Below are 26,754 nucleotides of genomic sequence, written 5' to 3' on the forward strand. Positions count from 1 at the left end.
TAGTGCCGTTGAGGGTAGCGCCTGTGTCCGTTCTGATGATGCCTCCGCTGTTCTGAGTAATATCAACCGCACTGCCATCAGAGCTGACATTCAGCCACCCACCGCTGTTAATAGTAGTACTCGTGACACTGCCTCCACTGCTGACATACTGGTACCCACCGCTGTTAACGGTTGTATCCGTGGCACTGCCACCACTGTGGACATGCTGCTCCCCATTGCTGTTAATGATAGTGCTCGTGGCGCTGCCACCGCTGTGAACATGCTGATCCCCATACCTGTTAATGGTGGTATTTGTCGCCGTGTCGCCTGCAGACAGGTGCATGGACATGCTTGTTTCAGCATCTCCAATTGTCTGGTTATCATAGGCTGCAGCCAGTACAGACTGTGACGGTATAAGCAGGCCGGCAATCAGCCCTGCCAGTACGGTACGTTTGATTTGACGGGGGCGCCGGCCTCCTTTCCGGGTCAGCTCTGAGGTAACGACCCACATCCCGGTGGATTCGTTCCAGACTGTGTTATAAACCTTATTCATCGCTTACTCCTTTCTCCAGGGAGGCCTCAACACCCTGTTCAGTTAACGAACGGTGAAGTTTATTGATGACCCCATTAACCTGGGTGCCGGTTATCAGCCGGGTACATTCAAATTGCCGGTCGGTATTTTTATGTCTCGGGCACCACATAAAATCTTTATGGTCAAAATTCAGCGACGTGTCGTCCCAGCATCCATTGCACCCGTGAGAGTTAAATACCCGCCACGGGGTATAAAACTCGCTGTTGGGCAGGCTGAAGCCGCTTATCAGCACCACCGGGATTCCGGTAGCCCAGGCCAGCCATGACAGACCGCTTGGCAGACCAATGAAGAAGCTGGCATGGCGCAGCAGGTTCACCCGCTCCTGTAGCGGGAGCCTGCCGGTAAAGTCTTCTGCACCCCACGGGATGTGATTCCAGACAAAGCCATGGCCATAGTGGGCATCCCGGTCAATGCACAGCACCCGGTAACCCAGCGATTTCAGGTGTGCGATGACCTCACTCCAGCCGGTGCCGTTGTTCCAGTATTTCGCCTGACAGGTGGACTGTGTGGCGATGCACACATAAGGCTCCTGGATAACCCGGGGCCCAGACAGGTCAAGCCGGACGGGGGCTTCACGCGGGTCAACTCCCAGAATGTAGCCTGCAGAGCGGTGAAAACCGACCTTGCGAAAATCCACCGGCTGGTTGTCTGTATCACCACCGAAATAGAGCCCCACGCGATAGCTTGCATAAGGTGCCACCGTGCGCGGCTTATCCGGTGTGGAAAACTGTATCTGCGGATACTGAGATGCCAGCAGGTCAATAAGTTCCTGCGCCATCGTGCACTCCACCCGGCACTTATGAAGCGCCTGAAAACGTTCGGCATAAGGGAACCAGCCGAGCAAATCGCCAAGCGTTCCGGTCGGGAATGAAATCAGCACAGGCCGGTCTTTCAGTTTCAGGGTTTCATCCAGCAGGGGGGGCTCTTCCCCCTGACGGAATACCTGAATGCGGAAACGCACGAAATATTTCTTACGGCTGGTCACCCAGCCTTTATCCACATCGCAGCAAAAAAGAATATTGTCTGAATCCGCATCCAACAGACGCACGTGCCATTTCCCTTCAGGAAGTAATACACGGGCACCATCATTGAAGTCATAAAAGATATTTTCAGGTCCGACCTGCGTTGGTGTATCAGGCGGGGGAATAAAAAATGTATTTTTCAGCGTTGACATATTCTCACCTTCAAAAATATATAAGCGTTGAAAACGCACGATGAGTACGCCAGAAACATAACTAAAGTATTTTTCTTGTGATATCACACCTCGCGTATCACATCATATTTAGTCAATAACTTTAGTTGTTACAGATGAAATGTTCTCTGCATTACTTCTGGTTACGCGCAGGAGTTAGTTTACAGTTTACGTGCGGAAAAACTTATCAATTTAGGAAGAGCATCCGACCAGTACGCGTCGTTACAGCGCTTACAAAAACGTCCTGTTCATAATCCATGCAATATCTTCCGGTTTCTCAGACCTATTTTATATATCGCCCTTTGCCGGTAGTAACACACATTCCTGTAATGTATCTGCATACGTTATGCAATATCACTTACCGTTTCCCCACCAAGAAGTGTATTTATCACCCGTCGCTCATTGACGCTTAAACGTTTAAATCCACACCCACTACTTATATAGCGAGAAGGCACGACCAGAATGTGCAGAAAAATACTTTTCAGTTGGCGGAAATTTTGTGAAGGAGAAACCCAGGTAAAAGGGTTTCTGATATTATTCCGTCCTCCCTGATGTCCAAATAAAAAATGCAGGGAGTTCCTCTCAGTTCGTGGCGTTCAGAATAAAGGACTGACAGATTCCACAAAAACCACAACGCCTTCACCATCACTGATGACTCATGGCAGGTCAGATCCACCACAATGACACGCTGCTTCCCGGGGAGGTGGTTGTCGGACTGAATATGCGACACAATCTGTTCCGGCGTTTCCACGGAGATAACCTGAACGGCATGTTTCCCGGCACTTTCCATCAGTTCAGACAGCCAGAGGTGGGTATACTGACACTGACTCATCAAAAATATCTGTTTCATACGTCTTCTGTCAGCTCCGGAGGAGCCTGTTCATTCCATTTTCTCGATAACATCCACTGACGTAGTTTCTGAAGTTTTGTCAGTGGCCTAAGTGGCTGTCTTGCTGCTGGTGCAACAGGTTCCGACAGATAATCCAGTTTTGCTCCTGAACTGGCCGGGATTTCCTGCGGATCCAGTATATCTAGGATCCGCAGGGCGCGTCTTCGTCCCGTTGTCGGCTCGTTCTGTATGAAGCGCCTGCTGCGGATATGGTTTCGTCCCTCGTGCGCAATGTAATGCAGAATATCTTTTGCTGTTCGCTGGGGAATATGAAACTCCCGGCTGACCAGCTCCGCCGTCAGTAACCTGCCGGTTCGCATCCCCCAGAAGGCCACGATGATATACAGCGCCTGAGCCTGCATATCCTGAACACACTCGGGACAGAAAAAATGTCTCTTTTTTCGGCTGCGCCTCTCAGGCATACCCGCTACCTGAATATCTCTCAGTCAGAAATTATGGGTTAAGGAACACTGACACCTTCCCCACACCAGTAATCACAGCAGACATCTGTTACCACAGGTAACGATTATCAGTGTCGAGTAACACGTAATACAGGTGTACAGGAAGATGAACCGTGGTTGTCAAAATGACCCATTTTGTCAACATCAGTTTAAAAAATTATAAGTTATTATATTTGCGAGATTATTTTCTTATTTTTTTGTTAATATGGTTTTTTATTCTAACTATGGTATTCTGAACAACTCAAAAAAATGATGGGGAACAATGCGATATCTTTACAGAAAGGAAGTAATACGCAGATTTTATTGATATAGATCAAGTGTTTTTTAATAAATGGTTGTCTGCATAACATACGTTTTTTAGTATTTGCCGCCTGTAATACAGGTAGTTGACAAAATGGGTCAAAAAGTTGCTTTTTTGACGACTTCCATAGCCGTTCAAAGCGAGCAGAATTTGAAGCAGTATAAATCACCGTATGTCGGATATTCCGGTGTCCCAGATAGTCCTGAATCAGTCGCGTGTCAATACCGTTATCCGCCAGTGCATAACCACAACCGTGCCTGAGCATATGGGGATGGACAGCAACAGCCAGCCCGGCATTCCTTCCTGCTTCAGTCAGTAAGTTATAAAATCGTTGACGGGTAAGCGGACGCCCTGATCTGGAAATAAACAGCCAGTCCCTCTCTTCTTCTGCTGAAGGAGATTTTATAGTCTCCCGGGCTTTGAGCCAGTTCCTGAGACATTGCACTTCTTCATTCATTAAAGGATGTACAGTACTGAAGCCGTTTTTCAGGCGCCTGACGCAAATTTTTCGGGACACGAGTTCTAGGTCAGCAAGACGTAACGAAAGCATTTCGCTGACCCTTAGTCCGTGGAGAAATGCAAGAAGTATCATGCAGGCATCACGCTCTGGGTGGCGCCCCTTCAGCACAGCCTGTAGCAAAAGGCTAACTTCATGGTGAGTCAAAAATTTTCGGGAAGACATAATATGGCTCCGGCCAGATGAAACGGTGCGATCAAGAGTGACACGATAATCCCATTTGGCTATAGCGAAACGTGCTAAAGTTAGGAAAGTGGAGTACAACGCCGATTGTTTTTAAGAACAGTCATTTGACATAGCCGCGCAGGTATACCAAATGAACTTAATCCAGCAACTGGCGGGAATTATCGAAGGGAATCTGAATAGTTCACTGTCAGTAAAAATTCTTGCAAAACGTTCCGGCTATTCAGAACGCTGGTTGTACAGCCTGTTTCAGGAAGTAACGGGGATCAGTGTAGCGCAGTATATACGTCGCAGAAAGTTAACACTTGCTGCTTTACTTTTGCGTCATACCAGTCGCCGGGTAACCGACATATCACTAATGTATGATTTCAGTTCCCCCCAGGCTTTTTCCCGAGCTTTCAGGCAACAGTTCAAGGTGTCACCAGTACAGTATCGCAATGCGGATGCCTGGGATATGCAGTATGCCCAGCCCGTATTATACAGAACCACACAGTGCACAGAATTCAGAATGATTGAGATAGCTGAGGGCAATCTGTCTTCTGTTCCAAATCTTAAAATGCCTGTGAATCTGGGAATGGACTTTATCCATACCCAGAGAGGAAATCATTTTATTTATAACCGTAATCTTTTTCAGTCCATAATATCAATTTATGGTTCTGTTAATGAAATGTCTGATTTTATGATTTCAGGTGAAATGATACCATCCAGAGAGACGGATTCTGAACTTCTTTATTCTTTTAAAGAAATAAACAGTTTTTCATTGCCAGAAATGCTTCTTCCTGATGGTTTATATGCCAGTCAGGAGTTTACTGGTACATACGAAGAGATTTTTGATTTCCATATGTATGATGCTATGGGGGCATTGTGTATTAATAAATGCGTTTTAAAAAGAGGAGCCATATATACACTATTTCACAGAACAGATAATAAAGATGTTATGAATATGCAATTCCTAATTCCCTGCGTAAAAATTTAACTTTTCCAGACCCGATGAAAACGTCCCGGATTACTGGCTGTATACAGCACAGTATGATGAATGTTCCTGTGTCCCAGATAATCCTGAATCAGACGGGTATCAATTCCCTGATTAGCAAGAGCATAACCACAGGCGTGACGCAACATGTGCGGATGAACCTTAATTCTCAGGCCCGCACGCTGACTATATCGTGCACAAAGTTTATAAATCCATTGTCTGGAAATTTTTTTTCCATGATTTGACAGAAAAAGAAAATCATCCTGACTACCTTTAGTGTATCTTTTTCGGATCAGGAACCAACGTTGCAATAATTCTATTGTTTCTGGCTGCAATGGATGTGAAGTTGATAATCCGTTTTTTAGTCGCCTAATAAAAATAATTTTTTCAGTCATATCAAGATCTCCCAGTCTAAGGTCTATCAATTCACTGACGCGAAGTCCATGTATGTAAGTTATTTGCAGTAATGCTTTATCGCGGATTTCATTTCGCGTACCCGTTATAGCATTAAAAAAAAGGGACCATTCGCTGTGGGTGATGTATTTACGCATATTTTCTCCTGTTAGAGTTGTATATAAATTTTACATTATTAGATAAAAGGAAGACTTATCAGTTTCGGAAGTGGGTGTTGTAAGTGTAGTGGATCACAAAATCAGGACACCGGGACAACCTGTTTCCACTTTTCTTCATGTAAGCAAGGCGGTAAACCACCGTTGTTCGTGTGAGGTCGATAAACGTTGTAATAACCATTTATCCACTGGTTTATATCGCGTACCGCATGGATAAAATCATCATAACCACCTTTCGGAAGCCATTCACTTTTAAGGCTGCGAAAGACTCTTTCCATCGGCGAATTATCTAGGTAATTCCCTCTGCGACTCATACTTTGCATTACCCCATAACGTCAGGGTAACTTTATGTATTTATTGCTTTTATACTGAACACCTTGATCTGAATGAAACAGCAGGCGGCCATCATGTGGTCGTGTTTCCAGTGCATTACGCAAAGCCCTGCACACCAACTCAGCATCAGCGGTTAATGAGAAGGCTGAACCGATAATCCGCAGTGAATATAAATCAACAATGAGCGCGAGATAACACCATCTGTCCCTCAGGCGAATAAAGCTGATGTCGCCGCACCAGAGGCAGTTTGGTGCGGCGGGGTTAAACTGCCGGTTCAGTAAGTTTGGCAATAGCGAACTCGCCGGTTGTACTCCGCCATAAACTCATCAGCAAATGATTGGCTGCATCCACTGAAGAAATACCCCTGAGCCTGAGTTCCTTTACGAGGCGATCCTGAAGCCAGCCGGTTTTCGCCCCAGTCGTGCTGGAGCTGGCATCCAGGCTGAGTTTCGAAGCGAACTGTTCTTTTTGATGGACGCATTTTACGTTTGGGTTGGATGTAGTAACGCAGCATGGAACGTCCGCCCGTACAGCCCATTACCTTAATCTCCACGAAGACATGACACAAAGACTTGATCCTTTATGTCATAAAAAGTGACATCTATATATGGGTTAAAAGTGACATTAGAATATTGCAGTTACAATGATTGTGCGCATAATCTATCTTATGTTAAATATCAAGGGCTTATATCGTTAATATAACAAGGATTGATGTGTTTGTCATGTCATGATAGCAAAGTCAGGGATGTCCCGGAGAGCCGCTATCTTACAGGCCACACTGTAGGGAGTACGCCCGAGCTTTTCGGCCAGCCAGAACAAATGAACGCACACCGCTTCGTCTGGTACGGATTCGAGGGCATCGAGCAGCATCGTCCCCTCTTCTACCCGCCAGGGTTCGCCGGTATGCGGAAAACGTGGGTCGGGCAGACGTTACTGTTTCTCTTCCTTTGGTTTCGACGCTGCCGGAACGTTGGACTTCTTCATACTGACGTGCGCCTTCATGGCGGCGACGGCCCGGACTAGATCCTCGCGCTCCTGCTTCATTGATGAAATGTTCATTTGAGCAGTCCAGAGAACTGGTGGCCTCATCCATGAAGAGAATTGATGGTTTTTTATAAATGGCCCTTGCAATAAAAATACGCTGTTTTTGCCCGCCGGATAAACCTTCACCCAGCTCTCCTATTAATGTACCATAACCCATCGGCATTTTTTCTATATCATCATGTATTTGTGCAAATCTGGCTCACTCAACCATCCAACTTTCATCAATTTGAGTCGAAAAACTACAGATATTATCTCTTAACGTCCCGGCGAAAAGTCGGTCATCCTGTAAAACACAGAATATTATTTTATGATAGTTGTTAATTCCTGTTTCATTTATATCGATACCATCTACAAGTATATTACCTTCACTCGGCGGAAATAGACCACATAGCACTTTCATTAATGTCGTTTTCCCTGTCCCAGATGCACCTGTAATTGCGACATGTTCACCGGGTTGAATCTCTATATCGAGATGTCTTAGCGTATAGGAAGCATAACTATCATATTTATAACTGATATTCTTTGCCGACAGTGAAACAGGACGCATATCATTTTTTACCGGAAGAGCATCTTTACAGGGTGTAATTTCTGTGAGTGCTATATCCGAAACCTTTTCATTATGAAGGCTCATCATCTGAAGCCTGAGTAAAAAATCAACAAAGGATGAAATACGATCAGAAAATTGACATCTAAAAGAACTAAACGCAACAAACATGCCTATTGTCATGCTCCCTGATATAGTCAGGCTGGCTCCCATCCAGAGGATAAGTATTTGTTCCATAGTCGCAATCAGTGCATTAATACCACCAAAAAAGGTTTAATTTGGATAGTTTTATCCCTGTAATTATTGAATCGATTTTAAGATTAAACCAGTTCTCCTCTCTTCGTTTATTAAGTCCCTGTACTTTTACAGTTGCAATACCATAAAGTGTCTCCATGAAAAAGGAATTGGCTCTGGCATCCTTTATTAAAGACTCTTCGGATAACTGACGAAACCTGTTGTATGTCAGCACCCGGATAAGTACATATAGCTTCGTACCGACGATGGCTGGTTTACCTCCTGGTTCAGCAGAGGCGGGAGCGTTCACCACTGCACTGGCAGACTACTTTACCAACAACAGCGTCATCTATGACATTGGTGGTGTTACCACCACCACAGGGGTGTCTGAATATCTGCAGCGCGCCAGTTTTGATTTTGTGGCGCAGGCGAATCCAGAGATACCGGGAGACGGCTGCATCCTTCTGCTAATTGAGGCCAGTAAAGGGATGGGCGGGGGAGTATCAGCCCCCTGGCCTGCTACCCGATCCCTGACGGTAACACAGCGGCACTTCTTGTTTCTAACCAAGCGTTGTTTAACGGTTTATTCCCATCACAGCTTTCCACCACCTCTGGGATTATTTTTACGTCTTCAGTCTCATCTATGGGATTTTATCAGGTGGCAGTAGCGGTAGGGTCTGTCGACCTGGGGGTGCTGGATTATTCGGGCTCACCAGGGGGCTGCTACTCTTCAAACGGAGACAGGGAGCACTTTTATTCAGTATCATGTAGTGGTCAAGTAATACTGGCCACGGTTTTACAGTAAAAATGATATCTGTTCTCTGACTCTTCCGGCGTCAGCCCTCCGTTATAATGGTGAGGCCTGACGCTATTGTAATAATTCAGAATATAACTGCTGATTTGCTGCCGGGCCACGTCTTTGCCTGTGTAGCCATCGGTTGGCACCCATTCTGTTTTCAGACTGCGGAAGAAGCGTTCCATTGGACTGTTATCCCAGCAGTTTCCCCGTCGGCTGACACTTTGCTTTATCCTGTAACGCCAGAGAAGTTGTTGATATTTCAGTCCTGTATATTGACTTCCCTGGTCGCTATGGAACATGACGTCCTGCGGCTGACCACGCACCTCATACGCCATCCGCAGGGCACTGCTTATCAGGGCAGTATCGGCATTCGCTGACAGGCTCCAGCCGATAACCCTGCGGGCAAAAAGATCCATGACGACCGCCAGATAGCACCAGCGATTTCCTGCCCAGATATACGTAATATCTCCGCACCATACCCTATCTGGCTCGGGCACAGCGAACTGGCGCTCAAGCAGATTCGGCAGGCAGGTATGTTCCTGACGAGCATTTTTGTACTGATGTTTTCCGGGCTGACAACTGCTCAGGTTCAGATATTTCATCAGACGCCCGGCACGGTAACGGCTCATCGGGACGCCGTTTTGGGTCAGCATTTCAGCCAGCGTGCGCGCTCCCGCAGAGCCCCTACTTTGGTTCCACGCCCGGCGTATTTCGCTGCACAACCTGACTCGCGCCGGATTAACCGTATCGCGTCGTTTTCGCCAGTACCGGTAACTGCTGCGGTGTATTTCCAGAGCAGAACAGAGGCTGACAACTGAGTGGCTGTCACTCAGTCTGGCAACTATCGTGAACCGTTCAGCGAGTCGGACATCAAGAGCGCGGTAGCCTTTTTTAATATCGTATTTTGTTCCTCCAGGCGGCGAACCTGCTTTTCCAGTTCGCGGATACGTTGCTGGTCTGGAGTAATAGGTGTGGCAGAGGGCGCAATCCCCTGACGCTCTCGCCTGAGCTGGCGCACCCAACTCTCAAGCGTGGTAGAACCGACATTCATCGCTTCACTGGCTTGTCGATATGAGTAGCCCTTATCAACAATTAGCTGTGCACATTCCAGCCTGAATTCAGGGGTGAAAGTACATTTGGTTTTCTTGTTCATTAAGTCACCTGTTTTGTGTTGTGGTGAGGATATCACCTTTAATCAGGTGGCCAAATTTACTGTGCCACTACATCATATGAAAGCGCGGAGGTATCGATTTCCTTCGTAGGATTAACCCTGAGCGCACAGTCCGGGTCGCTGTCGGCATCCTACACCTCATCCTGGACTCAGGGCTGGGCCTATACGAGCAATGGCCCTGGCCCGGTTTTTAATGGGGATTCGTATGAAACCGCTGATACTACGTTGACTTATACAGGCAACGCTGCAGTTACAGTGCAACAGCCCAGTAGCTGTGTAGTTACATTCCCTTGGACAGGAGCACCAGACTGTACCTCCGAGCTGAACTCGAATCTGCTGTGGGGTTTTGGGCAGGTTGACTCTGGTTCGCTCGTCGAGCAAGATGTAGAGAGCACACTGGCACCGATGTTTACCAAAATAGACACTATCTCTGGGCTCGATACCTACGCACTGCAAAATATCCTGTTCTATCCTAACCAGACGCTTAGCCTATCACAGGGTTCGCTACCCGGTGATCTGTTGCTGGTCGGGCAGACCGTTCCACCATTAGCTATCTCACCGCAAGGACCAATACGAATCGGTATTTCGTCTCAGGGTTCGCAACAACTCGTGGCCTTCACCGCCAGTTACGACGGAAACACGACGTCAGACGTTATTTGGGAAATGTAGCCCTCTGTCGCCTCTCATGGAACACTGGATAGCAGCACGGGTGTTTACACGCCCCCCTCAGTCATGCCAGAAAGTGCCGCAGTAAAAATCACCGCCACCACTGGCTCGCAATCGGGCTTTGCGTTGATAATTCTCTACCCTGCCTCAGCTTCTACGGGCTTGACGATAACTCCGCCACAGCAGTACATCACCTCCGGGCAGAAAACCCAACTGCAGGTGACCGACATTCAGGGCAATAGCCCGAACATCAGCTGGACACTCTCTCCGTCAGTTAATTCCGGCTCCGTGACAAACGTGTTTGGCATCTGGGAATACAGCGCGCCAGAAACTATCGCCAGCAGTTGCACAGTGACACTGATCGCCACTGACAACAGCAACCCTACGCAAAGCGGAAGCTGTCAGCTGACTTTACTGCCAAGCGCAGAGTTGACTGTCCAGTCCTCTTCGCCTTCAGTCTCACCCGAAGGTGTATTGACACTGACGGCAACCATACCGGAAGGGATCAGCACGCTCTGCTGGGTTGTGACTCCCGCTGAGGCTGGGATCATTTCTAATAATCAGGGCACAGAAGTGGAGGCGACCTTCACCGCAGGTAGCTCCGTGCAGTCTTCTGTGCAAATGATAGCTTTTGGTCTGGGCGACGTAGCTGCCCTAGGCTATTGCACGATAGCCGTTTCCTGAAATAACAGCAGGAGCATCCCGAAACATCGCGGGATATGTTTCTGCTATTTCAATAGCGAATTCATTATTCATATGGAAAGGATGAAATTACTGTCATCCTGTTATTTACTTTGAGGTTAACATTTGGATTTTCGAGGTGTGGTAACTGCCATATGCGGTGGTAACCTAAATGTCTGAACTCCAATCAGTGGTAGGAAGCTGCTCCTCATAGCAGCTGGTTGAGCATGCCGGCCGCTCCCACTGCTCTCAACACTAGTTAAGTATCCGGCTTTTTTACATTGAACAAAGAGACAAGTCCGGCATGAGAAAGACTCGTTATACTCAAGAACAGATCGCTTTTACGCTGAAACAACAGATAAAAGAGGTTACTGCAGATCTGGTTTGTCATGGCTGTCAACGCACTTATTTCTTTTACGGCGGTAAGATAGGTTAGTAAACCATAAGAAAACAAACCGAATTTATTATTGGAAGGATTGATTTTTCGGAAAAATATCCCTGGCAAACACAGGCGAGTTCGTCCAGAAATTAGCGTAGTAATTCAATGCTGAGGCATGGATTTCTTTTCTGCAGATTGCTACTGAAATTATTATTATCCATATATTAAAGCAGATTCAGGATGCCTGATCGTCATTTACATACTCCCAACAGTACTACCCCATTTATCCCAAATTTTCAGTACTGGACGCGTCGCTGAGTATCTAATACACTGATTGTAAGATTTAAACTTACAACTACGGGACTCGAATATGGCCAGAACTATGACAGTTGATCTCGGGGATGAACTCCGGGAATTCATTGAATCTCTCATAGAATCAGGAGATTACCGTACTCAAAGCGAAGTAATTCGCGAGTCACTCCGTCTCCTGCGTGAGAAACAGGCAGAGTCACGTCTCCAGACACTACGGGATTTGCTGGCAGAAGGCCTGAGCAGCGGCGAACCTGTGGAGTGGGAAAAGGATGCGTTCCTGAAAAAGGTCAGGGCTGGTACGAGGGCTGCTGGTGAAAACCGTTAAACTCACACCGAAGGCCAGTCAGGATATGGAGGATATCTGGTACTACAGCTGCCACCACTTCGGTGAAGATCAGGCTGACAGATATATTAATCAGATATCCGGTATTTTTCATGTTCTGAGTGAAATCAATATTGGTACTCCCCGACCAGAACTGGGTGAATGTATCTGTGCACTACCCGTTGAACGGCATATGATTTATTTCCTACAGAATGATTATGATATTATTGTTATCCGTGTATTAAGTCAGCATCAGGATGCGGGCCATCACCTCAACTGGCAATAACCGCGACAACCATATTGTGCTGCGTGAAAATAGGCAGGGTTACAGGGGTGAACCTTGTCAATATTCAGGTAGCGCATCCTCTCCTTTCCTGCTCCCTTCCCTTTTTGGTTCGATCCTGTTTGCCCTGGCATTACCCCAATTCTCCCAAAAGCGGCAAACCAGCCCTCAGCCCGCGCCACAACTGGCTTAATACGGGCTCCCTGCTGCAAAACGCGTCTTTACGTATTTGGTTTTACCCACAATAATGCGTGATAAGCAAACAAAAGGATCCGCGTGCTGCGATTTATTGTCGTGGAAGGATCCGGGCGTTCAGGTCAGAATACCTGTATCCATAAACAGTGCGTGTGCTACGTGAAAAATAACTCATGAACAATGTCATTCCCCTGCAGAATTCACCAGAACGCGTTTCCCTGTTACCCATTGCGCCGGGGGTGGATTTTGCAACAGCGCTCTCCCTGAGAAGAATGGCCACTTCCACAGGGGCCACACCGGCCTACCTGCTGGCCCCGGAAGTGAGTGCCCTTCTTTTCTATATGCCGGATCAGCGTCACCATATGCTGTTCGCCACCCTCTGGAATACCGGAATGCGTATTGGCGAAGCCCGGATGCTGACGCCGGAATCATTTGACCTGGATGGAGTAAGACCGTTTGTGCGGATCCTGTCCGAAAAAGTGCGTGCGCGACGCGGACGCCCGCCAAAAGATGAAGTGCGCCTGGTTCCGCTGACAGATATAAGCTATGTCAGGCAGATGGAAAGCTGGATGATCACCACCCGACCCCGTCGTCGTGAACCATTATGGGCCGTGACCGACGAAACCATGCGCAACTGGCTGAAGCAGGCTGTCAGACGGGCCGAAGCTGACGGGGTACACTTTTCGATTCCGGTCACACCACACACCTTCCGGCACAGCTATATCATGCACATGCTCTATCACCGCCAGCCCCGGAAAGTCATCCAGGCACTGGCTGGTCACAGGGATCCACGTTCGATGGAGGTTTATACCAGAGTGTTTGCACTGGATATGGCTGCCACGCTGGCAGTGCCTTTCACAGGTGACGGGCGGGATGCTGCGGAGATCCTGCGTACACTGCCTCCCTTGAGGTGACGGCATACGCGCTTCCTTATATAAGCTGTGGTCAGCAGAACAGACATAACATAAGCTGGAGCATGTATATAAGCTGTAGTGAGTAAGTCATGTTTTATGAAGGGAGCAATGCCTCAGCATCAGGTTACGGGATCACTTACGTAAGGGACAGGCTGATGGCAGCTCAGCTACAGACAGCACTGCAGGAAACAGAATATAAACCGCAGTGAGCAGACCACTCACTGCACCGGTTAATATAAGCTGTAGTCAGTAAAGGAGCGATCTTCACTGACTACAGTTTATGTTCAGCGGGATTTGAAGAGTTTTTCCAGGTCATCCAGCGTGATGCCCAGTTTTTCAAGCAGGGCAAGCTTCTCCGCCATCTCCGGACTGACTTTTTCCGCAGGTGAAGGTGGCAACGGATTTTCCTTACTCTCATCATTCGGCGCTTTTAACCGGGGACGCCGGTAGTGAATACAGAAGAATTTTGTCCGCCCCCGCTGGATCTCCGTGTAATCAAGATATCCAATCTCGCGCAACTGCTCCATTGCCCGTCTGACCGTCTGGTTCTGGGAAAATACAGGAGACTTCAGATTGAGGCGTGCACGCAGCCGCGCCAGCGATATCGGTGCCGGATCCCGGGGCAGGCTCTCTATAAAGGTGTAAAGTGCCTGGGCGGACTCCCGTCGCTTCAGGGCATTGATGGCCTTGAGCTGCAGCAGCACTTTCCGGTCAAACTGGTACAGTTCAAAAAGGCGGGGATCAGCCTGTAACTGAACAATATCCCGTTCAGTATCGTAGTAGGCTGACTGTACCAGATGGGTGATGTATTCCCGGGTGTGCTTCTCATCGGTGCGGGAAAAGGAGATCACGGTACCGGCAATGCGTTTCAGGGAAGGGCTGATGCGCTCACGCAGCCTGCGTGATGACTGGCTTGAGGGTATACCACACAGTTTTGCAAACTCGACAAAAGGCAGTTCAACTTTGTCACCAATCACGTTATGGCGGGCAAAGGAATGAATGATCCCCACCCAGGTCTTGAAATCGTTATCCATATCCAGCCGGGGGCCGGTGATCTCAACCTTATCGAATCCTTCTGCACGGGCCAGGGAAAGACGCGTCAGTTCTTCCGTGGCATCGGTGCGTGACAGTGTATTTTTTTTACTGTTCTTCAGTGACTTAAGGGTCGGTACAAAGACGCCCAGACGCATCAGCGCCACAGGTTGTACGGTGTTGTTATTGTTTGGTGTCAGTGTCACCAGCTCACCGGACGACTTATCCACCTCGCCGAACAGTTTTTTGATGTCTGAATTTTCGTTTTCCAGAAAGCCTCCAGCCTGTGGACAGTAAAAGAATAAACAGAAAATCGTGTGTCAGAACTCCGCTAACTGACTGAATAAAAACCTGCAGCCTGTATTTAACAACTGAGTCTGGCGTACTGACCATAGTTTATGTCATTAACTTACTTCAGTATATGGATTACTGAATACAGCTTATCATTAGCATGTTACAGTTTATCAGTAACATGCCACAGCTTATGTGATCGTGGTCCCGGCCCATGAGTGACAAGGTTTGCAGCGATATGGGGATCTTTAATGGATCCTTTAGTTGATCATTCATGGATCTGTTTACTGGATCGGGCCTCCGGATATGTGGATAAATCATTCCAGAAGGACAGCGCACACAACCGTTTTATGAAAGGGCTTCAGGGCGTACCTGCTCACTGTAACTACAGATACATTGCGCTTCCTCGCCGGTTCGCGGGCTTCGCCCGGTCACCGGTCTGCGGCGAGCACCGACAACATACAGACAGAAGTCGCCTGATAATACCGATAATGTATATATACCCCTCCTATACTGCCTACTCTCTGAGGATGTGCAATGTGATTTATGCAGTGGCGTTCGTCAGGAATGTGTAGTGGATCATAAAATCAGGACACCGGAATAACCTGTTTCCATTTTTCTTCATGCGTCAAGGCGATAAACCACCATTGTTTGTATGAGGTCGATAAACGTTGTAATAAGCATTTATCCACTGATTTATTCGCGTACTGCATGGCAATCACCATAACCACCTTTCGGAAGCCATTCACTTTTAAGGCTGCGAAAGACTCTTTCCATCGGCGAATTATCCAGACAATTCCCTCTGCGACTCATACTTTGCATTACCCCATAACGCCAGAGTAACTTTCTGTATTTATTGCTTTTATACTGAACACCTTGATCTGAATGAAACAGCAGGCGACCATCACGCGGTCGTGTTTCCAGTGCATTACGCAAAGCCCTGCACACCAACTCAGCATCAGCGGTTAATGAGAGGGCTGAACCGATAATCCGCCGTGAATTATCTCATTCTTTCACTGGCAAGATTATAAACGTCACTGCGCTCACGTTTACCCACAGCTACAACAGCGATAATTAATTGTTCGTCAATCACCTGATAGACCAGGCGAAAACCTGACGCACGTAATTTTATTTTGTAGCAGTCCTTTATCCCGCGCAGTTTTGCGGAAGGAATATGCGGATTGTCACAGCACTTTTTTAGCTTTTTCGCAAACTGTTGCTGAATAGTCTTGTCCAGTTTTTGCCACTCTTTCAGCGCATCTTCCCTGAATTTTACCTGATACCTCATAGGTATTTATCCAGGTCTACATCATGCAGCGGTTGGTTGCTGCGTTCGGCTACCAGTTTAACTAGCTCCTGATCGTCCAGGGCATCGAGCATCTTTTCGTACAGCTCTGCGGGTACACAGTAGAAAGCGGGCTGATTACGGTTCAGGATAGCGACCGGGAAACCATCACCGGCACTGACTGTCGCCATCGGATTTTTCTTCAGCTCGCTGACACTGGCGCTTGTATCACTGAGAATAATGTTAGGCATAGGCCACCTTTCAAGACTATTTAACCAGTCTCAAAGATACTCCTTATATGACCTGTTAACAAGTCTTTTTGTTGTTTTTTATACAGATGGACAGAATCACCTGAATGTCCAGGTAGTGCGGGAATTAAACAAGGGGCGTAAAAAAGGCCGCTTGCGCAGCCTGATGATGGCATTCAGCGCTGATAGAGCCGAACCCACTCGATGATCTCGTTAAGCTGGTCGTTATCCAGTTCCGCGCAGTTCGCAAAAATTGCTTCCGCCACGCGCCCCTGATGCTTTTCAGTCGTGGAACCGATACCCGCCACGCCGCCCATACCTTGTTGTCCGTTGTCAGTAAGGACTTGCCGCCCCGTTGATGTGACAAACTGTTGAGCCTTGATTTCCATCATATTATCCCTGTTTGAGCACTTTGCCGTGGCATCACTATACCAGGGGAGATCTCGCGCTGCCAGCAGAACTGGACGGAATAACCTGAACGTCCATTCTGGCATGGCATCAATGAATGTCCGTTCTGTGCCAGAGGTGGGTGTCACCTACCCGTATCCTAATATAACACTCTGACGCGCCCAACGGTCTTGTCTAACCCCTCGCCTGCTCAGAGACAATGTCTAACTATGCGGTTTGATGTGAATGGTGACTTGCAACGTACGATAATTTAATGGCAATGCAAAATATATTGTACGTCTTTCATGTTTGTGTACAATGTGATTGAACTTTGTACGCAATATATGGGCAGGGAATCTATCTTAGAGGAAAACTATGAAACGAGATTACGGTAGTGTCGGTACCATAGCGCTCAGAGCAAGTGCTCTACTTCAGGCCATGAGTCGGGATATTGAGGAGCAAAGAAAAGAATTCAATCTGACAGAGTATCATCAAACATATACTCGTAATGCGGTCGCAAAATTGCCGAAGCTAAGCCGACGCATCGTAGAACTGGCCGTTAAAGAAATGGAAGAAAGTGGCTATGAATTTAATAAAAAGCGGGTAGGCAACGTCGAGCAATATGCATTAACAATTCAGAACGTTATTGATATTTACGCTCACCGACAGATACCAAAATATCGCGATGTTCATAAAGAACCTTACGTAATTTTTGTCGTCAACTTGAAAGGTGGGGTTTCAAAAACCGTCAGTACAGTAACGCTGGCGCATGCACTACGAGTACATCCGGATTTGCTGCGTCATGACCTTCGTATCCTTGTGATCGACCTTGACCCGCAGGCGTCCAGCACTATGTTTTTGGACCATACCCATAGTATTGGTACAGTCCTTGAAACTGCCGCCCAGGCAATGCTAAATAATCTCGATGCTGAAACACTGCGAGAAGCGGTTATCCGACCCACTATGATTCCTGGCGTTGATGTCATCCCTGCTTCTATTGATGACGGCTTCGTAGCAAGCCAATGGGAGTCTTTGGTTGCTGAACACCTTCCTGGTTTTAAGCCTTCTGAAGTACTCAGGAAAACCATCATTGACCGTATCGCTGATGATTATGATTTTGTCTTTATTGATACTGGCCCTCATCTTGATCCATTTCTTCTCAATGGCCTGGCGGCGAGTGATTTACTTCTCACCCCTACTCCCCCGGCGCAAGTTGATTTCCATTCAACTCTCAAATATTTGACTCGTTTACCTGAAATGCTAGAACGTTTGGAAGAAGAAGGCGTTGAGCCCCGCCTGAGTGCGAGCATAGGGTTTATGTCCAAAATGACCAGTAAGCGCGATCACGAAACTTCCCATAGCCTGGCTCGTGAAGTGTATGCGAGTAATATTCTTGACTCATCGCTTCCGAGACTGGACGGGTTCGAACGATGTGGTGAATCTTTTGACACTATCATCAGTGCTAACCCTGTTTCGTATCCAGGAAGTGCAGAGGCATTGAAAAAAGCTCGTACCGAAGCGGAACGATTTACTAAAGCCGTTTTTGACCGCATTGAATACATTCGGGGAGCATCTAAATGAAAAAGGTTTTAGCTCGAGGGCGAGTTCTAGGCAATAGCAATTCAGAGTTCGCTCGCATGCTTGAAGGTGACGGAGAGATCAAAACGTTTACTCTTAAGTCTGGGAAACAAGCAAAATTCATTAAAACGGTTGTATTAAGCGGAGATATAGAATCTAAAACGTTCGTTGATGCATCTGTTAATGGACGCGATCAGACTATGCTTTCGCGTGAGTCAGTTAGTGACATAACTCGCACGATTAAACTTCAGCAATTTTTTCCGGCTATTGGTCGGGAAGTAGATGGACGAATTGAAGTATTAGACGGTACGCGTCGTCGCGCTGCCTGTATCTATAACAACGTAAAATTCGAAATACTGGTTACAAAAGACGGTATTGATATTGCCGACGCGAGACAACTTGCAAAAGATATACAGACAGCCAGAGAGCATAGCCTCCGAGAACTAGGAAAACGCCTTGAAGTTACTTATGGGGCAAGTATGACAAAAGAAGAGATCGCTCAGGCTGAAAGCATCTCTCCGGCAAAAGTAACACGCGCATTTCAGGCGGCATCAGTACCGGATGAAATGATCTCTGTATTTCCGGTAATCAATGATATTTCGTTGTCGGACTATCAATTTTTGTTGAAACTGTCTGAAAAGGCAACCAACAAAAAAATGTCAGTGGAAGAGTTTATGGATAGAGTTCGCCAAAAACTGATGGCTTTACCTGACTATCCAACAATTGAGAAAAGCAAAATCCTGGCGGTCTTCAGGTCTGAAGGAAAATTGCTTACAGACCGGCCTGTAAAAACAGTTGAAACTGAGAAGTTGAAAGAGTTTTCTGATCGTAACCAATTTGCCAGAAAGAAGACTGACCCCAGAAAGCGTCTTGTTGTTTATGAGTTCTCCCGCATATCTAATGAGGTGCAGTTAGAAATCGATGAGGCTATAAAAAACATTCTAAGAAAACTGCCTGAATAGGATATGCCGGGTTAATATCAGGATGCCAAATGGCATCCTTTTTTTGTGCACAGAAAACCCCCAGCTAGGCTGGGGGTTCCGGAAAGCTTTCAGCTTTAAGCCAGTTATTAAAACCCCTTTTGATTTGTTAAAACACCTTGCGGTCTGGCAACTGCAAGTGTCAAACAAGAAATCAAAAGGGGGTCCCAATGGGGAACGAAAAGAGCTTAGCGCACACCCGATGGAACTGTAAATATCACATAGTTTTTGCGCCAAAATACCGAAGACAGGTGTTCTACAGAGAGAAGCGTAGAGCAATAGGCAGTATTTTGAGAAAGCTGTGTGAGTGGAAAAGTGTACGGATTCTGGAAGCTGAATGCTGTGCAGATCATATCCATATGCTTGTGGAGATCCCGCCCAAAATGAGCGTATCCGGCTTTATGGGATATCTGAAAGGGAAAAGCAGTCTGATGCTTTACGAGCAGTTTGGTGATTTGAAATTCAAATACAGGAACAGGGAGTTCTGGTACAGAGGGTACTACGTCGATACGGTGGGTAAGAACACGGCGAAGATACAGGATTACATAAAGCACCAGCTTGAAGAGGATAAAATGGGAGAGCAGTTATCGATTCCCTATCCGGGCAGCCCGTTTACGGGCCGTAAGTAACGAAGTTGGATGCAAATGTCAGATCGTGTGCGCCTGTTAGGGCGCGGCTGGTAAGAGAGCCTTATAGGCGCATTTGAAAAACCTCCGGCTATGCCGGAGGATATTTATTTGCAATTTTCACCACGCTTTTTTCATGCTTATTTCACTGAATATAAAGTGTTTTTTTTAATTCTTTCATAGTGAAATCACCATGAATTTCTTTTTTTCAAAGTCTGGCGACCGGTAGTTCGTTCCGGCGGGTAGTGTATACCGGTGACAACATCTCACGCTTTATCTGCCATTCTGGCGCAATGCCTCGGCCTGCAAACCACAATTTCCCCAGACCGGAATGGTTAATGCTGTCCACGACTTTCAACGGCTGGTTACTGTTGCTCCGGGGCTGAGTATCATCGAAAAGGTTCAAATGCGAAACCCCGGTAGGAGTGAAAACGTTGAGTATGCGACCCGCTTTTGCATATCGATGGCCATCCACCCATATCCTGTCCAGGATTCTGACGGCAGCGGCAATGATATCCCGTGTATCCTGCGTGGGAATGAGCAGTTTTTCACTGGCTACATTCCCGTAATACGGTTCGTTTACTGCGAACGGTGACGTCTTCAAAAAAATGGCGATATGCCTGCAGAACTGACACTCGCCCCGCAGCTTTTCAGCTGCACGCTCAGCGTACCGACAGATGGCCTGGCGCATGGCCTCATATGTCGTGACGCGCTCTCCAAAGGACCGGCTACAGACTATCTGCTGTTTGGGGGGGCGGTTCTTCCTCCAGTGAAATACAGCTTTCTCCATTGAGTTCCCGGACCTTTCTCTCCAGAACCACATTGAAGTTCTTCCTGATAAATATAGGGTTCGTGCGCCAGCTGCAGTGCAGCAGTTATCTCTATTGTGTTCAGCTTCTTTGAGATCCTGCGGCCCACACCCCAGATTACCTCCACCGGCTGCAGTGACAGCAGTTTTTCCGCACGGCGGATATTGTCCGGCGTTAATGCCAGCACGCCACCAAACTGTGGCCACTCTTTGGAAGCCCATTGTGTTGACTTTGCCAACGTTTTGGTTGGCCCCATTCCGACACCGATAGTCAGGCCTGTCCCGTTCCTGACGTGTTCACGCAGCTGCTGGTCGAAATCCTCGAAATCGATGCAGCTGTCAATACCTCGCACGTCGAGAAACATCTCGTCAATCGAGTACTGCTCAACGCGCGGTGCCAGCGCCTCCAGATGAACTATGACCCTGTTCGACATCGATGCGTATAGCGGGTAATTACTGGAGAAGGCGATGACAGACTCCGAAAATTTCACCGACTTCAGCTGAAACCACGGTACCCCATTTTGATGCCCAGCCGCCTGGATGTTGAAGTAAACGGCTTTAACGGTGGTGTTCTGAACGGTGTTCCTTCTGCATATCACTGGTATACCGAACAGTATGGCGTGAAGTGACCTGTGGGGTATGAGGTGAATATCAGCAGTCAGAGAGACAACTTCATTCAGGTGAATTTTGACACGCCGTGGTGTCAGCCAGAAAGCGACGTTATTGCAGAATTAAGCCGCCGTTTCAGTTGCACACTGGAGCACTGGTATGCCGAACAGGGCTGTGATTTCTGTGGCTGGCAGTTGTATGAGCGTGGAGAGCTCGTTGATGTGCTGTGGGGGGAACTTGAATGGTCTTCCCCGACAGATGACGATGAGCTGCCGGAAGTCACCGGACCGGCGTGGATAGTCGACAAGGTGGCGCATTACGGGGGATGAAGTATGACTGAGACGGGCGGGCAACCGCCCGTTTCTTTGTGCACAGAAAACCCCCAGCTAGGCTGGGGGTTCCGGAAAGCTTTCAGCTTTAAGCCAGTTATTAAAACCCCTTTTGATTTGTTAAAACACCTTGCGGTCTGGCAACTGCAAGTGTCAAACAAGAAATCAAAAGGGGGTCCCAATGGGGAACGAAAAGAGCTTAGCGCACACCCGATGGAACTGTAAATATCACATAGTTTTTGCGCCAAAATACCGAAGACAGGTGTTCTACAGAGAGAAGCGTAGAGCAATAGGCAGTATTTTGAGAAAGCTGTGTGAGTGGAAAAGTGTACGGATTCTGGAAGCTGAATGCTGTGCAGATCATATCCATATGCTTGTGGAGATCCCGCCCAAAATGAGCGTATCCGGCTTTATGGGATATCTGAAAGGGAAAAGCAGTCTGATGCTTTACGAGCAGTTTGGTGATTTGAAATTCAAATACAGGAACAGCAACTGTCTTGAATGATAAAATTAAAGAGATACCGAATGGTATGACATATCCCATTCTTCGTTCTTCCTGAGCATCGCATTCAGGATTGTCAGCAGCTTTCTCATGCAGGCAACAAGTGCAACTTTCTTTGGCTTTCCAACGGCCAAAAGCCTGCTGTAGAACGCTTTAATCACAGGGTTAAATCTGGTAGCAACAAGAGCGGCCATATACAGTGCGGTTCGCGCACCAATTCTTCCACCAAATATGGTTCTTCGCCCGCGCATCGTTCCTGAATCACGGTTAACAGGAGCTACACCAACGAGCGCGCTAATCTCTCTGCGTGTGAGATTGCCAAGCTCTGGAACTTCTGCGAGCAGGCTGGCGGTCGTTCTAATACCAACACCTTTGAAAGTGTTGAGTCTGTCAGCAAGCTCTTTGAAGTGGTTTTGAACGTGTTTACTCATCTCAGCATCGACTCTGGCAAGCTCATCGTCGAGAGCTTTTATGATAATGTTGATGCTCTTTCTGCTTTGAGGGTGTGCTGGGTGAAGCCTGTTTCGTTCAGCTACATGCATGGCTATCAACTGGCGACGTCGAACTACCATTGCAGTGAGAACTTGTCGTTCAGCATCCTGAATGGGGCGAATGAAGCGTTCTCTATCTGGATGCTTGTTGATTACCTCAGCCATTTGAGCAAGAACCCTGGCATCAATGCGATCGGTTTTGGCCAGATACCCCATAGCGCGAGCAAAATCACGCGCTTGCCTTGGGTTGATCACCGTTACATCAAAACCTGCAGCCTGAAGCGAGCAAGCTATTGCTGCTTCAAAGCCACCAGTAGCCTCCATAAGCACAAGAGAGATACGACACTCTTTGAGTTTATTGATGATCTCATCAAAACCATCGGAATCATTACTGGTCGTGAACTGTTCGATTTCAGCGGTAGCAGCGATATCAAGTGTTGCTTTAGAAACATCAATGCCCACGCAGAGTGGATTTGGCAGCCTCATTATTACCCATCCTTGCAAATACGTTATGGAAAATACGGATAACTGTTCGGGTTTCAGATGAGTGGCTCAGCATGTGCGCCGGTCGCTGTATCTCGGGCTTTGAACCCTAGGGAGGGTCAGGCTGCACATGCCGTGCCAAATCTAATCCAAAACCATACTAACCGAATTTCAAGATACAAGGGAGGTGGCGGCTTTCATGGCTTACGAATCCGGTAAGTAGCAACCTGGAGGCGGGCGCAGGCCCGCCTTTTCAGGGCTGATGCTGGTCTGACTGCACTGAAGCGCCTTTATAAAGGGGCTGCTGGTTCGCCGGTGGCCCCTTTCTCCTTGCTGGCATTGTACGGGCATGAACAACCAGACTGCCAGGAAGGCCGTTTCCCTCCGGGAACGGGGATGAACGCGCGCCTGCGGCGCCCGTTCTTTTCCCCCGCCTTCTCTGTTTATGACCTGTCAGAAATCACATCACCTTCCCTTTGATTATTCTCTTTTTCCTCCTTTTCTGACTCTGATTACTGCTGCCCTGATTATTGTCTGTTTTGTTGTTCTCCTGCTTATGCCTTTTCCGGGCGTCCCCCTTGCGGGGCGGGCTGTCGTGAACGGAGCCAGCGAAGCTGTCTCCGCCCTGCGGGCTTCCATCCCTGACGCGAAACCCGGGCTTGCAGCGACCGTTCCGGTCGCGCCGCCTCTGTCGCGCCGTAGCCTGCGCTCCTGGCATCCCGGCAAAAGGCCGCCGGGATGTAAGGGGCAACGCCGTTTCGCAAACCGCGCTTCACGTCGTTGCAGCGGGTGCCTGCCCGTTGTTGTGTCCGGTGCCATACACCTGTTTAAGCCCCTGTCGCCGGGGGCAAAGACAGCCACAACCGTCTCCGCCAGTCCAGGGGTGAAATGTACATCCCGCAAAAGTTTTTGCCCAAAAGCAGGCAAAAACTTTTGCGGTCTGCCCCCGGACAGTCGTTTCCGGCCGTGGCAGTGATGCCCCTTGCGGCGAAGGTTCTCAAAAAGGTGATGGTGAATACCGGAGGGAACAAAAGGCAGGTCCCCGCAAAACGTCAAAAATGCGGCTCCCGAAACTCAAAAGATGATGGGGGCTGAAAACCAGACAGAGGAGAAAGCAGGATGAGTACCCGAAATATCCACATTAACACCGCGTCGTACACGATTCTTGTTGCCGGGAGGAAAAAAACACCGGGGAAGAGTGGGACGTCCTGGAGTTCAGTAGCCTGACTGAGCTGAAAAAATATCGCAAAAGCCACCCGGAAAAGATGGCCTTCAGCTATAGCTACGCGCTTAGCCGGGGTGTGGATACGCAGTTCCGCCATATCAACGTTGCGGAAGCTGATCACTTCAAACAGTTCCTGCGTCAGATTAAGCGTGCCGGCCTCGATATCCGGGCGATCTGCTGACCGGATGTGATGAATACCCTCCCAGTTGTTGCAATATTGTTAACGGAAACCAGGAGGGATGATATTAAGCGGAAAATTTTTTTATTAAATTTATGCTTTCATAAAGGAGTAGCTGTTATGCGATTAGCTTCCCGTTTTGGTCGGTATAATTCCATCCGCCGTGAACGTCCTTTAACGGATGATGAATTAATGCAGTTCGTGCCTTCAGTATTTTCCGGCGATAAACATGAGTCCCGGAGTGAACGTTATACGTATATTCCAACAATCAATATCATCAATAAGTTACGCGATGAAGGTTTCCAGCCATTCTTTGCCTGTAAGAGTCGGGTTCGTGATTTGGGACGTCGCGAATACAGTAAACATATGTTACGTCTTCGCAGGGAAGGGCATATTAACGGGAAAGAAGTTCCTGAAATTATCCTGCTTAATTCACATGATGGTTCATCCAGTTATCAGATGATTCCCGGAATTTTTCGTTTTGTCTGCACAAATGGTCTTGTGTGCGGAAATAATTTTGGCGAAATCCGCGTTCCACATAAAGGTGATATTGTCGGGCAGGTTATCGAGGGCGCGTATGAAGTGTTCAGTGTCTTTGATAAGGTTACTGATAATATGGAGGCGATGAAAGAAATTCATCTTAACAGTGACGAGCAACATTTATTTGGCAGAGCTGCACTGATGGTCAGGTATGAAGATGAAAATAAAACGCCAGTGACACCTGAACAAATAATTACTCCCCGTCGTTGGGAGGATAAACAGAACGATCTCTGGACAACCTGGCAGCGGGTTCAGGAGAATATGATAAAAGGTGGATTATCGGGGCGAAGTGCCTCCGGTAAAAATACCAGGACAAGAGCCATTACAGGTATTGATGGTGATATAAGAATTAACAAGGCGTTATGGGTGATTGCCGAACAGTTCAGAAAGTGGAAGTCATGATAATATAAGTAAAGCCCCGAAAAATTTTCGGGGCTTTACTTATATTATCATTCTTCGGCATCGCTGTGTCGTCTGATATACCTCAATTTCATCAACCGGCTTTCCGGTTGTCTGTAAATATTGTGCCCGCGAAAAATGGTCTGGCAGGAGGCTGCGCAGTTACCGGGTATATATAATATGGGTTCCCGCTTCGCGGGGCATCGGCCAGTCAGCATTGTCACTCATATGATATTTTTGTGTGTGGCCTTACATGCCGCTTTTGCGGCATAACCGGTATCTGACAATGTCTGTAAGATTAATTGTTCTGCACGCTGTTAATTTCCGGAAGTGATTTCTTCGTGGCCGGAAGCTGGATACCTTTACTGCTTTTTATCCCGGTATAAATCCGGTAAACATCTGATGCGTAGGCAAGACGTCTCTGGTTGTGGCGTTCGGTCTTCCTGAATCCGGCATTGTATGCACCAACGGCCTCCCAGGAGACGCCCCATTTTTTAAAGGCTATTGCCAGATAATAAGCACCGGTATAAATGTTCATGCAGGGATCTGTTGTCAGATGTTCCGGCTTAATTCCGTAGCGGGCCAGTTCGTTAAAATGCTGGGAATCTACCTGCATCAGTCCGCTGCCATATCCCGTTACCGGATTAATACCGATGGCATTAACCCGGTAACGGGATTCTTTCCATGATATTGCTCTCAGTAAATCAGGATCTATTTTGTAATCCCGGCCTGCAAGATCAAAGCAATCAGTGGCCTGGCAGATCTCATTTATAAACATCAGGCAGATGGCTAACATCCATTTTTTCATTTTTCCACCTCTGGTGACTTTATCCGTAAATAATTTAACCCACTCCACAAAAAGGCTCAACAGGTTAGTGGTTCTCACCACCAAAAGCACCACACACTACGCAAAAACAAGTTTTTGCTGATTTACTATTTGAATCATTAACTTATGTTTTAAATAATGTATTTTAATTTATTTTACATTATAAAAAGGATTCATTGGTGAATCACATATGATTCACCAATGAATTTAACACAACTCATAGATGAATCAGTAATAATAAAACAACGAGTTAAAGCGAATTGACTCTAGATTCAATTCGTGATGTGATTTGCTGCATGAATCGTAATTTTCGTAACTTGCGTCACGATTCGATTCATCGATGAATTGTCATTTTTTATATGTGAAATAAATTTGATGCGATAAGAAAATAAAGAGGTATACAT

Annotated in this window: 23 protein-coding genes and 11 pseudogenes; 14 read left to right on the forward strand and 20 right to left on the reverse strand. The window is 47.3% G+C overall.

Translation table 11 applies throughout. The features are described from left to right. From A7Z29_RS21760 to A7Z29_RS21780, 5 genes and pseudogenes are all read right to left on the reverse strand, one after another. The coding region (locus tag A7Z29_RS21760; RefSeq protein ID WP_198599432.1) for an ESPR domain-containing protein at positions 1 to 532 on the reverse strand (532 nt) is incomplete at its 3' end. Then, positions 525 to 1,745 carry an autotransporter strand-loop-strand O-heptosyltransferase gene (locus tag A7Z29_RS21765; protein ID WP_105290806.1) on the reverse strand — a complete coding sequence of 407 codons (1,221 nt, stop codon included), beginning with the start codon at positions 1,743 to 1,745 and terminating at the stop codon, positions 525 to 527. The genes A7Z29_RS21765 and A7Z29_RS21760, both read right to left, overlap by 8 nt. A 499-nt stretch (positions 1,746 to 2,244) precedes the next feature. Further along, on the reverse strand, positions 2,245 to 2,613 hold the full coding sequence (locus A7Z29_RS23840) for a hypothetical protein (RefSeq protein ID WP_286135431.1): 369 nt from the start codon (positions 2,611 to 2,613) through the stop codon (positions 2,245 to 2,247). Then, positions 2,610 to 3,074 carry a CaiF/GrlA family transcriptional regulator gene (locus A7Z29_RS21775; protein ID WP_105290807.1) on the reverse strand — a complete coding sequence of 155 codons (465 nt, stop codon included), beginning with the start codon at positions 3,072 to 3,074 and terminating at the stop codon, positions 2,610 to 2,612. Before A7Z29_RS21775 ends, A7Z29_RS23840 begins: the two co-directional genes overlap by 4 nt. Positions 3,075 to 3,508: 434 nt before the next feature. Continuing rightward, positions 3,509 to 4,096 (reverse strand): annotated as a pseudogene (locus tag A7Z29_RS21780) (tyrosine-type DNA invertase); the annotation flags it as partial. Between the two features lie 151 nt (positions 4,097 to 4,247). Here A7Z29_RS21780 and A7Z29_RS21785 point away from each other — a divergent pair. Further along, a complete protein-coding gene (locus tag A7Z29_RS21785) occupies positions 4,248 to 5,090 on the forward strand; it encodes a helix-turn-helix transcriptional regulator (RefSeq protein ID WP_105290808.1) in 843 nt (280 codons plus the stop codon). On the opposite strand, the gene A7Z29_RS21790 is transcribed toward A7Z29_RS21785, so the two are convergent. The 5 genes and pseudogenes from A7Z29_RS21790 to A7Z29_RS21805 all read right to left on the reverse strand — a co-directional run. Next, positions 5,087 to 5,638: a tyrosine-type recombinase/integrase gene (locus tag A7Z29_RS21790; protein ID WP_105290809.1), complete on the reverse strand. Its 552-nt coding sequence runs from the start codon at positions 5,636 to 5,638 to the stop codon at positions 5,087 to 5,089. The genes A7Z29_RS21785 and A7Z29_RS21790 overlap by 4 nt on opposite strands. A 101-nt stretch (positions 5,639 to 5,739) precedes the next feature. Further along, positions 5,740 to 6,279 (reverse strand): annotated as a pseudogene (locus A7Z29_RS21795) (IS3 family transposase); the annotation flags it as partial. Between the two features lie 119 nt (positions 6,280 to 6,398). Next, a pseudogene (locus A7Z29_RS23340) lies at positions 6,399 to 6,548 on the reverse strand (IS21 family transposase); the annotation flags it as partial. 179 nt (positions 6,549 to 6,727) lie between these two features. Continuing rightward, a pseudogene (locus A7Z29_RS23955) lies at positions 6,728 to 7,030 on the reverse strand (DNA-binding protein); the annotation flags it as partial. Beyond that, a pseudogene (locus A7Z29_RS21805) lies at positions 7,026 to 8,070 on the reverse strand (ATP-binding cassette domain-containing protein); the annotation flags it as partial. The pseudogenes A7Z29_RS23955 and A7Z29_RS21805, both read right to left, overlap by 5 nt. A gap of 7 nt (positions 8,071 to 8,077) precedes the next feature. Between A7Z29_RS21805 and A7Z29_RS23515 the strand changes: the two are divergent. Continuing rightward, positions 8,078 to 8,479, forward strand: coding sequence for a hypothetical protein (locus tag A7Z29_RS23515; protein ID WP_198599434.1), 402 nt, complete (start codon positions 8,078 to 8,080; stop codon positions 8,477 to 8,479). A gap of 106 nt (positions 8,480 to 8,585) precedes the next feature. Here the strand turns inward: A7Z29_RS23515 and A7Z29_RS21810 are convergent. Beyond that, positions 8,586 to 9,799, reverse strand: a protein-coding gene (locus A7Z29_RS21810; protein WP_105290811.1) for an IS3-like element ISEc31 family transposase whose coding sequence is annotated in 2 segments (ribosomal slippage) — positions 8,586 to 9,505 and positions 9,505 to 9,799 — 1,215 coding nt in all. Because the reading frame shifts where the segments join, the coding sequence is not laid out codon by codon here. 714 nt (positions 9,800 to 10,513) lie between these two features. On the opposite strand from A7Z29_RS21810, the gene A7Z29_RS21820 reads away from it, so the two are divergent. The 4 genes from A7Z29_RS21820 (at position 10,514) to A7Z29_RS21840 (ending at position 13,533) form a co-directional block, all read left to right on the forward strand. Further along, positions 10,514 to 11,131 (forward strand): hypothetical protein, encoded by a 618-nt coding sequence (locus tag A7Z29_RS21820; RefSeq protein ID WP_105290812.1) that lies wholly within the window; start codon positions 10,514 to 10,516, stop codon positions 11,129 to 11,131. A 746-nt stretch (positions 11,132 to 11,877) separates the two neighbouring features. Then, positions 11,878 to 12,144, forward strand: coding sequence for a type II toxin-antitoxin system ParD family antitoxin (locus tag A7Z29_RS21825; RefSeq protein WP_105290813.1), 267 nt, complete (start codon positions 11,878 to 11,880; stop codon positions 12,142 to 12,144). Next, positions 12,131 to 12,427, forward strand: coding sequence for a type II toxin-antitoxin system RelE/ParE family toxin (locus tag A7Z29_RS21830; protein WP_105290814.1), 297 nt, complete (start codon positions 12,131 to 12,133; stop codon positions 12,425 to 12,427). Before A7Z29_RS21825 ends, A7Z29_RS21830 begins: the two co-directional genes overlap by 14 nt. Positions 12,428 to 12,792: 365 nt before the next feature. After that, positions 12,793 to 13,533, forward strand: a complete 741-nt coding sequence (locus A7Z29_RS21840; protein WP_001066942.1) for a tyrosine-type recombinase/integrase — start codon at positions 12,793 to 12,795, stop codon at positions 13,531 to 13,533. A gap of 284 nt (positions 13,534 to 13,817) precedes the next feature. On the opposite strand, the gene A7Z29_RS21845 is transcribed toward A7Z29_RS21840, so the two are convergent. The 5 genes and pseudogenes from A7Z29_RS21845 to A7Z29_RS21875 all read right to left on the reverse strand — a co-directional run bounded on the left by A7Z29_RS21845 (position 13,818) and on the right by A7Z29_RS21875 (position 16,778). Then, positions 13,818 to 14,795 (reverse strand): RepB family plasmid replication initiator protein, encoded by a 978-nt coding sequence (locus A7Z29_RS21845; RefSeq protein ID WP_000361610.1) that lies wholly within the window; start codon positions 14,793 to 14,795, stop codon positions 13,818 to 13,820. Between the two features lie 648 nt (positions 14,796 to 15,443). Beyond that, positions 15,444 to 15,855 (reverse strand): annotated as a pseudogene (locus tag A7Z29_RS21855) (DDE-type integrase/transposase/recombinase); the annotation flags it as partial. Between the two features lies 1 nt (position 15,856). After that, positions 15,857 to 16,144, reverse strand: a complete 288-nt coding sequence (locus tag A7Z29_RS21860; protein WP_001270421.1) for a type II toxin-antitoxin system RelE family toxin — start codon at positions 16,142 to 16,144, stop codon at positions 15,857 to 15,859. Beyond that, positions 16,141 to 16,392 carry a type II toxin-antitoxin system Phd/YefM family antitoxin gene (locus A7Z29_RS21865; protein WP_001132895.1) on the reverse strand — a complete coding sequence of 84 codons (252 nt, stop codon included), beginning with the start codon at positions 16,390 to 16,392 and terminating at the stop codon, positions 16,141 to 16,143. Before A7Z29_RS21865 ends, A7Z29_RS21860 begins: the two co-directional genes overlap by 4 nt. 173 nt (positions 16,393 to 16,565) lie before the next feature. After that, positions 16,566 to 16,778 (reverse strand): hypothetical protein, encoded by a 213-nt coding sequence (locus A7Z29_RS21875; RefSeq protein ID WP_000402944.1) that lies wholly within the window; start codon positions 16,776 to 16,778, stop codon positions 16,566 to 16,568. Positions 16,779 to 17,151: 373 nt separating this feature from the next. On the opposite strand from A7Z29_RS21875, the gene A7Z29_RS21885 reads away from it, so the two are divergent. The 3 genes from A7Z29_RS21885 to tnpA (A7Z29_RS21900) all read left to right on the forward strand — a co-directional run bounded on the left by A7Z29_RS21885 (position 17,152) and on the right by tnpA (A7Z29_RS21900) (position 19,963). After that, positions 17,152 to 18,357 (forward strand): AAA family ATPase, encoded by a 1,206-nt coding sequence (locus tag A7Z29_RS21885; RefSeq protein ID WP_000817642.1) that lies wholly within the window; start codon positions 17,152 to 17,154, stop codon positions 18,355 to 18,357. Then, positions 18,354 to 19,316: a ParB family protein gene (locus tag A7Z29_RS21890; RefSeq protein ID WP_105290815.1), complete on the forward strand. Its 963-nt coding sequence runs from the start codon at positions 18,354 to 18,356 to the stop codon at positions 19,314 to 19,316. The genes A7Z29_RS21885 and A7Z29_RS21890 overlap by 4 nt, the downstream gene beginning before the upstream one ends. A gap of 188 nt (positions 19,317 to 19,504) precedes the next feature. Further along, positions 19,505 to 19,963 (forward strand): IS200/IS605-like element IS200C family transposase, encoded by a 459-nt coding sequence (tnpA, locus tag A7Z29_RS21900; RefSeq protein WP_123058434.1) that lies wholly within the window; start codon positions 19,505 to 19,507, stop codon positions 19,961 to 19,963. Positions 19,964 to 20,168: 205 nt separating this feature from the next. On the opposite strand, the pseudogene umuC reads toward tnpA (A7Z29_RS21900), so the two are convergent. After that, positions 20,169 to 21,385 (reverse strand): annotated as a pseudogene (gene umuC / locus A7Z29_RS21910) (translesion error-prone DNA polymerase V subunit UmuC). Between umuC and A7Z29_RS21915 the strand changes: the two are divergent. Together A7Z29_RS21915 and tnpA (A7Z29_RS21925) are read left to right on the forward strand one after the other, a co-directional pair. Beyond that, positions 21,290 to 21,706, forward strand: a pseudogene (locus A7Z29_RS21915) (DUF1281 family ferredoxin-like fold protein); the annotation flags it as partial. The pseudogenes umuC and A7Z29_RS21915 overlap by 96 nt on opposite strands. Before the next feature lie 181 nt (positions 21,707 to 21,887). Continuing rightward, positions 21,888 to 22,193 (forward strand): annotated as a pseudogene (gene tnpA / locus A7Z29_RS21925) (IS200/IS605-like element IS200C family transposase); the annotation flags it as partial. Between the two features lie 23 nt (positions 22,194 to 22,216). On the opposite strand, the gene A7Z29_RS21930 reads toward tnpA (A7Z29_RS21925), so the two are convergent. Both A7Z29_RS21930 and A7Z29_RS23520 read right to left on the reverse strand, forming a co-directional pair. Next, the gene (locus tag A7Z29_RS21930; RefSeq protein WP_097316318.1) at positions 22,217 to 23,185 is read right to left on the reverse strand and encodes an IS110 family RNA-guided transposase; all 969 of its coding nucleotides are present in this window, start codon (positions 23,183 to 23,185) and stop codon (positions 22,217 to 22,219) included. Between the two features lie 457 nt (positions 23,186 to 23,642). Beyond that, positions 23,643 to 24,001 (reverse strand): annotated as a pseudogene (locus A7Z29_RS23520) (hypothetical protein). 69 nt (positions 24,002 to 24,070) lie between these two features. On the opposite strand from A7Z29_RS23520, the gene A7Z29_RS23845 reads away from it, so the two are divergent. The 3 genes and pseudogenes from A7Z29_RS23845 to A7Z29_RS21955 all read left to right on the forward strand — a co-directional run bounded on the left by A7Z29_RS23845 (position 24,071) and on the right by A7Z29_RS21955 (position 25,527). After that, on the forward strand, positions 24,071 to 24,277 hold the full coding sequence (locus A7Z29_RS23845; RefSeq protein ID WP_105290819.1) for a single-stranded DNA-binding protein: 207 nt from the start codon (positions 24,071 to 24,073) through the stop codon (positions 24,275 to 24,277). A 24-nt stretch (positions 24,278 to 24,301) separates the two neighbouring features. Further along, positions 24,302 to 24,588 (forward strand): annotated as a pseudogene (locus A7Z29_RS21950) (hypothetical protein). Positions 24,589 to 24,705: 117 nt separating this feature from the next. Next, positions 24,706 to 25,527 (forward strand): DUF932 domain-containing protein, encoded by an 822-nt coding sequence (locus A7Z29_RS21955; protein WP_157944810.1) that lies wholly within the window; start codon positions 24,706 to 24,708, stop codon positions 25,525 to 25,527. Positions 25,528 to 25,822: 295 nt separating this feature from the next. Here A7Z29_RS21955 and A7Z29_RS21960 read toward each other — a convergent pair whose 3' ends face one another. Further along, the gene (locus A7Z29_RS21960; protein ID WP_459251568.1) at positions 25,823 to 26,332 is read right to left on the reverse strand and encodes a transglycosylase SLT domain-containing protein; all 510 of its coding nucleotides are present in this window, start codon (positions 26,330 to 26,332) and stop codon (positions 25,823 to 25,825) included. Positions 26,333 to 26,754: the final 422 nt, after the last annotated feature.

Source organism: Escherichia sp. MOD1-EC6842, from assembly GCF_002965705.1.
In the GTDB taxonomy this organism is placed as follows: Bacteria; Pseudomonadota; Gammaproteobacteria; order Enterobacterales; family Enterobacteriaceae; genus Escherichia; species Escherichia ruysiae.

Excerpts from the sequence above, each read along its gene's own strand:
- A7Z29_RS21785 (WP_105290808.1), top strand. The coding sequence starts at position 4,248 with ATGAACTTAATCCAGCAACTGGCGGGAATTATCGAAGGGAATCTGAAT.
- A7Z29_RS21890 (WP_105290815.1), top strand. The coding sequence starts at position 18,354 with ATGAAAAAGGTTTTAGCTCGAGGGCGAGTTCTAGGCAATAGCAATTCA.
- A7Z29_RS21865 (WP_001132895.1), bottom strand. The coding sequence starts at position 16,392 with ATGCCTAACATTATTCTCAGTGATACAAGCGCCAGTGTCAGCGAGCTG.
- A7Z29_RS21765 (WP_105290806.1), bottom strand. The coding sequence starts at position 1,745 with ATGTCAACGCTGAAAAATACATTTTTTATTCCCCCGCCTGATACACCA.
- A7Z29_RS23845 (WP_105290819.1), top strand. The coding sequence starts at position 24,071 with ATGTACATCCCGCAAAAGTTTTTGCCCAAAAGCAGGCAAAAACTTTTG.
- A7Z29_RS21930 (WP_097316318.1), bottom strand. The coding sequence starts at position 23,185 with ATGAGGCTGCCAAATCCACTCTGCGTGGGCATTGATGTTTCTAAAGCA.
- A7Z29_RS21790 (WP_105290809.1), bottom strand. The coding sequence starts at position 5,638 with ATGCGTAAATACATCACCCACAGCGAATGGTCCCTTTTTTTTAATGCT.
- A7Z29_RS21840 (WP_001066942.1), top strand. The coding sequence starts at position 12,793 with ATGAACAATGTCATTCCCCTGCAGAATTCACCAGAACGCGTTTCCCTG.
- A7Z29_RS21820 (WP_105290812.1), top strand. The coding sequence starts at position 10,514 with ATGCCAGAAAGTGCCGCAGTAAAAATCACCGCCACCACTGGCTCGCAA.
- tnpA (WP_123058434.1), top strand. The coding sequence starts at position 19,505 with ATGGGGAACGAAAAGAGCTTAGCGCACACCCGATGGAACTGTAAATAT.
- A7Z29_RS23515 (WP_198599434.1), top strand. The coding sequence starts at position 8,078 with ATGGCTGGTTTACCTCCTGGTTCAGCAGAGGCGGGAGCGTTCACCACT.
- A7Z29_RS21825 (WP_105290813.1), top strand. The coding sequence starts at position 11,878 with ATGGCCAGAACTATGACAGTTGATCTCGGGGATGAACTCCGGGAATTC.
- A7Z29_RS21875 (WP_000402944.1), bottom strand. The coding sequence starts at position 16,778 with ATGGAAATCAAGGCTCAACAGTTTGTCACATCAACGGGGCGGCAAGTC.
- A7Z29_RS21955 (WP_157944810.1), top strand. The coding sequence starts at position 24,706 with ATGCGATTAGCTTCCCGTTTTGGTCGGTATAATTCCATCCGCCGTGAA.
- A7Z29_RS23840 (WP_286135431.1), bottom strand. The coding sequence starts at position 2,613 with ATGAAACAGATATTTTTGATGAGTCAGTGTCAGTATACCCACCTCTGG.
- A7Z29_RS21885 (WP_000817642.1), top strand. The coding sequence starts at position 17,152 with ATGAAACGAGATTACGGTAGTGTCGGTACCATAGCGCTCAGAGCAAGT.
- A7Z29_RS21775 (WP_105290807.1), bottom strand. The coding sequence starts at position 3,074 with ATGCCTGAGAGGCGCAGCCGAAAAAAGAGACATTTTTTCTGTCCCGAG.
- A7Z29_RS21860 (WP_001270421.1), bottom strand. The coding sequence starts at position 16,144 with ATGAGGTATCAGGTAAAATTCAGGGAAGATGCGCTGAAAGAGTGGCAA.
- A7Z29_RS21960 (WP_459251568.1), bottom strand. The coding sequence starts at position 26,332 with ATGAAAAAATGGATGTTAGCCATCTGCCTGATGTTTATAAATGAGATC.